The sequence below is a fragment of the Kineococcus indalonis genome (assembly GCF_009906395.1).
GTDB classification, from domain to species: domain Bacteria; phylum Actinomycetota; class Actinomycetes; order Actinomycetales; family Kineococcaceae; genus Kineococcus; species Kineococcus indalonis.
Genome location: NZ_JAAALM010000231.1, coordinates 1 through 6,011 on the forward strand (window position 1 = coordinate 1; position 6,011 = coordinate 6,011).

A 6,011-nucleotide genomic window follows, 5' to 3' on the forward strand; every position below is an offset into this window, starting at 1 on the left:
CGTCCAGGGAGCGCTCGTACGCGTCGAGCGCTCCCTGGACGAGCGGGCCGGGGCTCCGCAGGAACTGGGCGAGGGGGGGTTCCGCAAGGGCGAGGGCAGCGTCCTGCTCACCGCCGTCACCGCCGGCGGTGCGGGCGGCGGCGGCGCCGTGGAGCACGGCGGGGCCCTGGCGGTGCGCCTGGACTACCGGCGCACCCGCCCCGTGGAGCGGGCCCACTTCAGCGTCGCGCTGCGCCGGGTCGGCACCGACACCTCCCTGGTCGACCTGACCACCGAGGCCAGCGGCGCCGGGACCGTCGCCCTGGCCGATCGCGGTGCGGTGGAACTGGTCCTGGACCGCGTGGACCTGGCGCCGGGGGAGTACTGGGTGGACGCCGGGGCCTACGCCGGCGACTGGGAGGTGCCCTACGACTACCGCTGGGACTCCGTGCGCGTGGTGGTCGCCGGCCCCGGCGGCAGCGGGCCGGTGCAGCCCCCGCACCGGTGGCGGAACCCCGTGGCGCCGCCGCCGGTGACCACCGCGCCGCCGGTGGGCGGCCTCACGCCGCCGGCGCCACCAGGGCGGGGTAGCGGCGCTGGCAGCGCGCGGTGAGGGCGGCCAGCTCGTCCGCGAACGCGCCGTCGCGCCGCTCCGGCTGCTTCGTCGGGGTGGCCACCAGCCGCTTGCGCAGCGCGAACACCCGCTGGCCCAGCGGGCTGCCGCGGTGCTCCGCGCGCAGCGGCCCGGTGTAGTGCCGCACGTGGTCGGCCAGCTGCGGCTGGTGGGTGTTGTTCCACTCCAGCGGCAGCTCGGACACCAGCCCCGTGGTGCGGGCCACGTGGATGACGTTGCCGTTCTCGTACTTCAGGTCCGCCCGGTCCTCCTCGGGCACCGGACGGGTGGTGCTGGCCATCAGCTCCTCCAGGAACCGGGTGCTGTCGGCGCCGTTCTCGGCGATGATGACCCCGGAGTTCAGGCGTCCCGAGCGGCCCCTGGCCATGTGGGTGCGGCCCGCGCCCTCGATCGCCGTGCGGAAGTCCGGGGCGTCCTCCCGCACGCGGGCGTCGGAGTCGACGAAGGCCACCCACGCGTACCCGGCGCGCAGCGCGCCCAGCAGCAGGGGGATCTTCAGCCACGCGGCGTGCGCGGGCTGCTCCACCCGGAAGGGCCGGGTCACCGCCACGTACCGCGCCCCGATCCGGCGCGCGTAGCTGCGCTGGGAGCGCAGGCAGTCGGCGTAGGCGGACGCGTAGCCGTTCAGGGCCACGGTGAACACCAGCGCGGGGTCCTGCGGGGGCGCGGTCACGGGCCGGAGACTAGCGACCGGCCGCCGGGGTGTCACCGCCCGTCCCCACCCGTCCCCGCCGGGTCACCAGCGGTCCGGCGCCACCTCCGCGCCCGTCCAGCCCATGACGTTGCCCGACACGGTGATGTCCTTGCCGGTGGGGAGGATCATCGCGCCGTAGCGGCTGTTGTCCTCGAAGGTGTTGCCGCGGATGACCAGGCCGGTGATGTTCGCGTCGCCGCGCACGTTGATCGTGTAGGAACCGCCGCCCAGGCGGTTGCCCTCGATGAGGACGTTCTCGAGGCGCTGCGCGCCCGTCTCGGTGCCGATCATCACGGCGGAGTTCAGCGGGTCGCCGCCGTTGGAGGGGTCCAGCACGTTGCGGCGCACCACGACGTCGGAGGCGGAGGTGGTCTGCACCGCGTCGCTGTGCAGGCCGTCCTCGCGGGACATGTCGTGGATCCAGCTGTCCTCGATGAGCACGTTCGTGCCCCAGCGCGCGCCGTCGGCGGAACCGTGCAGGTTCACCCGGCGCAGCGTGTAGTTGCCCCAGCCGACGCCGACGTCGGCGCCGGTGGCGTCGATCTCGGTGTCCTCCACGAGCAGGTTGCGCGCGCCGTCGGCGACCTGCACGGCCACCTGGCGGCCCTTGCGGCGGCAGTTCACCTTGCTGCCGCGGATCACGACGTCGTCCGCCTTGACGACCACGCAGCCCTCGATCTGCACGCCGTCCAGGACGGTGCCGTCACGGGTGATGGTCTGGTCGCCGGTGAGCACGCGCTGGGCGCGCCCGCCGCGCAGGCCCGTGGTGAAGGCGCCGGGGCGCCCGTCGGTGGCCTGCACCCGCACGCTGCGCGAGGGGCGCTTGACGACGGCGGCGCCGCCGGCGCCCAGGCTGCTGGCGGGGTCGACCACGCGCACGGACTTGGCCAGGCTGCTGCTGCTGCGGCCGCTGACCATCTTGGCGGTGAGGCTGAGCCGCCCGGCCAGGCCGGACAGGTCGGCGGTGGCGGTGGCGGTCCAGTCCCCGCCGGGCGCGGCGGGCGGGGTGGCGCTCACCGTGGCGCTGACGGCCCGGCCGCCGACGGTGTAGGTCAGCGTGTCGAACGGCTTGGGCGAGCGCGTCGTCAGCTGCACGCCGGTGGCGGGCAGGCGGGCGTTGTTGACGCTGGTGCTGCCGTAGGCGATCCACGGCGAGGTGCTGGCCGCGTGGGCGGGGACGGTGCCCGCGGCGAGCACGGCGGCCGTGCCCACGGCGGCCAGGACGGCCTTCCAGGTGCGCTTCGTGCTGGGCACGGTGAGCCTCCGCTGACGTCTTCCGGGAACTGCTTGTCCCCAGAGGCATCGGGTCGGAGGGGCCGTGAGCGCCATCGCCCCGGCGGGTGGGGCGGACGGGGTCGTGCTCCCGGCGAACGGTGACGCAGCGTGCAGGTCGCGGGCCGCGGCGGCGCGGGCGGGTGAGGCGTCCGGGGGACGTTCACCCGGACGGGTGGCGCGGTGACCGCCCGGTCAGGGCAGCTGCACCACCGTGCCCGGCTCGCCGCTCCGCCCGCCGCTCCCCTCGCCGCTGCCCTCGCCGCTCCCCTCGCCGGGCTGGGGCGTCAGCAGCCGCCCGTAGGGACCCACGGAGATGCCCGAGCGGATCACGCGGGCGGGGGAGCCGGCGACGATGGAGCGCGGCGGCACGTCCCGGGTCACCACGGCGCCGGCGGCCACGATGGAGCCGTCGCCCACCGTCACCCCGGGCAGCACGATGCTGCCCGCGCCGACGAAGCAGTGCTTGCCGATGCGGGTGTGGGTCTTCTTGCCGCGCGTCATGTCGTGGGAGAGCACGATCGCCTCCAGCGCGACGTAGCTGCGCTCGCCGACGTGCACGCCGCGCGGGTGGGTGCGGTCGAAGCGGGCCGAGAGGCTGAACGTGGCGGTGGGGTGGATGTCCATGCCCCACACGCGCACGTACACGGCCCGCTTGGCGCCGACGACCGCCTTGCGCACCCGGCGCAGCTGGTTCAGCGACTTCAGCATCGGTCCTCCACGGGGCGGGGTCAGGCGGGCGTGCGGGAGGTGGTGTCGCGGTCCCAGGCGACCGGCGCCCCGCTGCTCAGCCGCCGCCGCGCGCGCAGCCGGGTCAGCAGCCCCACGCCGGCGTACACCGGCACGGCCGGCCACAGCGCCGGGCGCGCGGCCAGGCGCCGCAGCGCGGAGGCCGGGGCGGCGCCGCCCGCCCCGGCCGCACCGCCGGGGGCGGCGGCGTGCTCAGCGACGCTGAAGCGCGCGCGCGTCTTGATGGCCAGCAGCGCGGCCAGGGTGCGCGGGGGGTGCACGGTGAACGTCGTGCCCGGCACCGAGACCCGCTCGCCGGGGGCGAAGAGGGCGCGCACGAAGGTGTCGTCGCCGGTGGCGTCGGGGAAGCGGCCGAAGCGGGCCCGCCCGGCGCGCGAGAGCGCGTAGAAGCCGGAGCCGACCAGGTCGTCGGTGACGTACGGCAGCGCCGTCCACACCCGGTAGTAGGCGCGCACCGGCCAGGAGGAGGCGGACAGGTCCACCCGCAGGCGCGGGGCGGCGGCCAGCGCCGGGCCCACGCGCAGCACGTCCAGCACGCGGCGTAGGTCCTCGCCGTCCACGGACACGTCGGCGTCGAGGTAGGCGCGCGGGAACGCGGTGCACGCCTCGTCGCCGAGGTTCAGCGCGTTGGCCTTGCCGGGCACCGCGGTCTCCACCACGCGGGCGCCCAGGGCGCGGGCGCGCTCGGCGGTGTCGTCGGTGCAGGCGTTGGCGACGACCACGACCTCCAGGTCGCCCGCGCCCGCGCGCAGCGGGCGCAGGCACCGCTCGATCACGGCGCCCTCGTCGTGCGCGGGGACGACCACGCTGCCCCGGGGGGTGCTCACGGGGCGCACCGTAGCAGCCGGCGCACCGAGCGTGTCCGGCCTCGTCAGGGCTCGTCGAGCTCCACGGCGCGCTGCGAGCGCAGCTCCCGGTTGCCGGCGGCGAGCTGCACCTTGTCCCCGGGGCCGATGACCGGCCCGTACCGCGAGCCGTCCCCGAAGACGTTCTCGCGCAGCACCACGCCGGAGATCCCGTCGTCGCCGCGCACGTTGACGGCGTAGTTCCCGCCGTCCAGGTAGTTGCCCTCGATGAGCACGTCGGACAGCTTCCCGGAGTCGTTCTCCGCGCCGAGCTGGACGGCCGCGTTGAGCACGTCGCCGGTGGAGGTGTCCGTGGGCACCAGGGTGTTGCCGCGCACGACGATGCCGCTGCCGCCGTTGGACTGCAGCGCGTCGCCGTGGAAGCCCTCCGCGCGGACCATGTCGTGCACCCAGCTGTCCTCCACCGTCACCCCGCTGCCCAGGCGCGGGCCGTCGAGCAGGGAGTGCACGTCCACCCGCCGCAGCGTGTAGCCGCTCCAGCCGACGGCGACCTCGGTGGTGCCCAGGCCGTCGATCTCGGAGTCCTCCACGACCAGGCCGCGGTCGGAGCCCTCCACCACGACCGCCCGCTGCTTGCCGCCGCAGCGGATGCGCACGTTGCGGATCACCACGTCGTCGGCCTTGACGGACACGCACCCGTCGACGTCCAGGCCCTCCAGCACCCGGCCGTCCTCGGTCACCGTGATCGAGCCGGACGGCTCCAGCCGCGTGCCCAGCGGCACGCCGGTGTCCTGCGGGCCGGGGAAGCCGTCGGGGATGCCCAGGGCGCGCCCCTGCTGCTCCAGGCGCTCGCGCTGGGCGGCGAAGGGGTCCTCGGCGCCCCGCTCGCCGCCGCCGCAGCCGGCGAGCAGCGCGAGCAGCGCGAGCAGCGCCGCCGCCGGGCGGCGGGCGCGAGGGGTGGAGGGGGTGGTGCGGGGCAGCCGGTGCACGGTCACCTCTCGGGGGTTCGTCCGGCGTGCTCCCCGTCGAGGACACCGCGGCCGGGCGGTCGGGCGCCGGTGCTGCCGGGCGCCGTCGCCAGCATAGGTGGCCCCTCCCGCGGCCCGGCCGGGGCCGTGCAGGGACCCGCCGACATTCCCGCTACGCGAGGTCACTGTGCAATGCTCTGCGTCGTCACCCCGGGCCGGACGGGTGCCGTCCGGTGCCTGCGCGGGCCGGGACCGCGCCTCCACACCCCACCGGGGTGCCGAGACCGAGGAGAGTCGATGACCATCGGATCGCTGATGCGGGTGCTCGCGCACCGCTGGTACCTGACCGTCGTGGTCGTGGCCCTGGTGGCCCTCGCCTCGCGCGCGGCGTGGAACCAGGCGCAGCCGCAGTACGAGACGAGCGCGACCTTCCTGGTCACCCCCAGCGTGGCGCTGTCCACCCCGCTGCCCGAGCAGGTGCCGGGCACCCAGCCGGGCAGCCGCAACCCCTTCTCGCTGTCCGGGGGCGCCGGCACCCTGGCCGCCACCGTCTCCACCGCGCTGAACACCGCGCCCGTGCAGGCGCAGGTGCTCGGAGCGTTCCCCGACGCCTCCTTCAGCGCCGGCGACGCCCTGAGCAGCGGCGCCTCGCGCACCTACTTCCAGGTCTCCGCCAGCACCGCCGACCCCGCCGACGGCCCCGCCGTCGTCGACGCGGCCCTGCAGGCGGCCAGCGCGCAGCTGCTGGAGGTGCAGCGGCGCGTGCAGGCCCCCGACAACGGCCTGTTCATCGTCATCCAGTCCACCCCCACCGACGGCCCGCGCGAGCTGTACCCGGACCGGGCCCGCGCCGTGGGCGCCGTCGCCCTCGGCGGCCTGGCCGCCGGCGTCGCGGGCGGGGGTGCGGG

The 6,011-nt window shown here is 76.3% G+C and carries 7 protein-coding genes; 2 read left to right on the forward strand and 5 right to left on the reverse strand.

Going from position 1 to position 6,011, the window contains the following annotated elements; genetic code table 11:
* A partial coding sequence (locus tag GTR00_RS12180; protein WP_205705650.1) for a Wzt carbohydrate-binding domain-containing protein occupies positions 1–592 on the forward strand: 592 nt, incomplete at its 5' end.
* On the opposite strand, the gene GTR00_RS12185 is transcribed toward GTR00_RS12180, so the two are convergent.
* The 5 genes from GTR00_RS12185 to GTR00_RS12205 all read right to left on the reverse strand — a co-directional run bounded on the left by GTR00_RS12185 (position 540) and on the right by GTR00_RS12205 (position 5,124).
* Entirely contained in the window at positions 540–1,286 is a 747-nt protein-coding gene (locus tag GTR00_RS12185) for a hypothetical protein (protein WP_166611887.1), read from the reverse strand. The two genes, GTR00_RS12180 and GTR00_RS12185, sit on opposite strands and share 53 nt — an antisense overlap.
* A 63-nt stretch (positions 1,287–1,349) precedes the next feature.
* Positions 1,350–2,561: a right-handed parallel beta-helix repeat-containing protein gene (locus GTR00_RS12190; protein WP_166611888.1), complete on the reverse strand. Its 1,212-nt coding sequence runs from the start codon at positions 2,559–2,561 to the stop codon at positions 1,350–1,352.
* Between the two features lie 213 nt (positions 2,562–2,774).
* Positions 2,775–3,290, reverse strand: a complete 516-nt coding sequence (locus GTR00_RS25010) for an acyltransferase (protein ID WP_166611889.1) — start codon at positions 3,288–3,290, stop codon at positions 2,775–2,777.
* A gap of 20 nt (positions 3,291–3,310) precedes the next feature.
* On the reverse strand, positions 3,311–4,156 hold the full coding sequence (locus GTR00_RS12200; protein ID WP_166611890.1) for a glycosyltransferase family 2 protein: 846 nt from the start codon (positions 4,154–4,156) through the stop codon (positions 3,311–3,313).
* A 44-nt stretch (positions 4,157–4,200) separates the two neighbouring features.
* Positions 4,201–5,124 carry a right-handed parallel beta-helix repeat-containing protein gene (locus GTR00_RS12205; protein WP_166611891.1) on the reverse strand — a complete coding sequence of 308 codons (924 nt, stop codon included), beginning with the start codon at positions 5,122–5,124 and terminating at the stop codon, positions 4,201–4,203.
* A 276-nt stretch (positions 5,125–5,400) separates the two neighbouring features.
* Between GTR00_RS12205 and GTR00_RS12210 the strand changes: the two genes are divergently transcribed.
* Positions 5,401–6,011: hypothetical protein (locus GTR00_RS12210; protein ID WP_166611892.1), on the forward strand; the 611-nt coding region annotated here is incomplete at its 3' end.

Bases quoted from the DNA above. Each gene is read 5' to 3' on its own strand.
- GTR00_RS25010 (WP_166611889.1), bottom strand. From the start codon at position 3,290: ATGCTGAAGTCGCTGAACCAGCTGCGCCGGGTGCGCAAGGCGGTCGTC.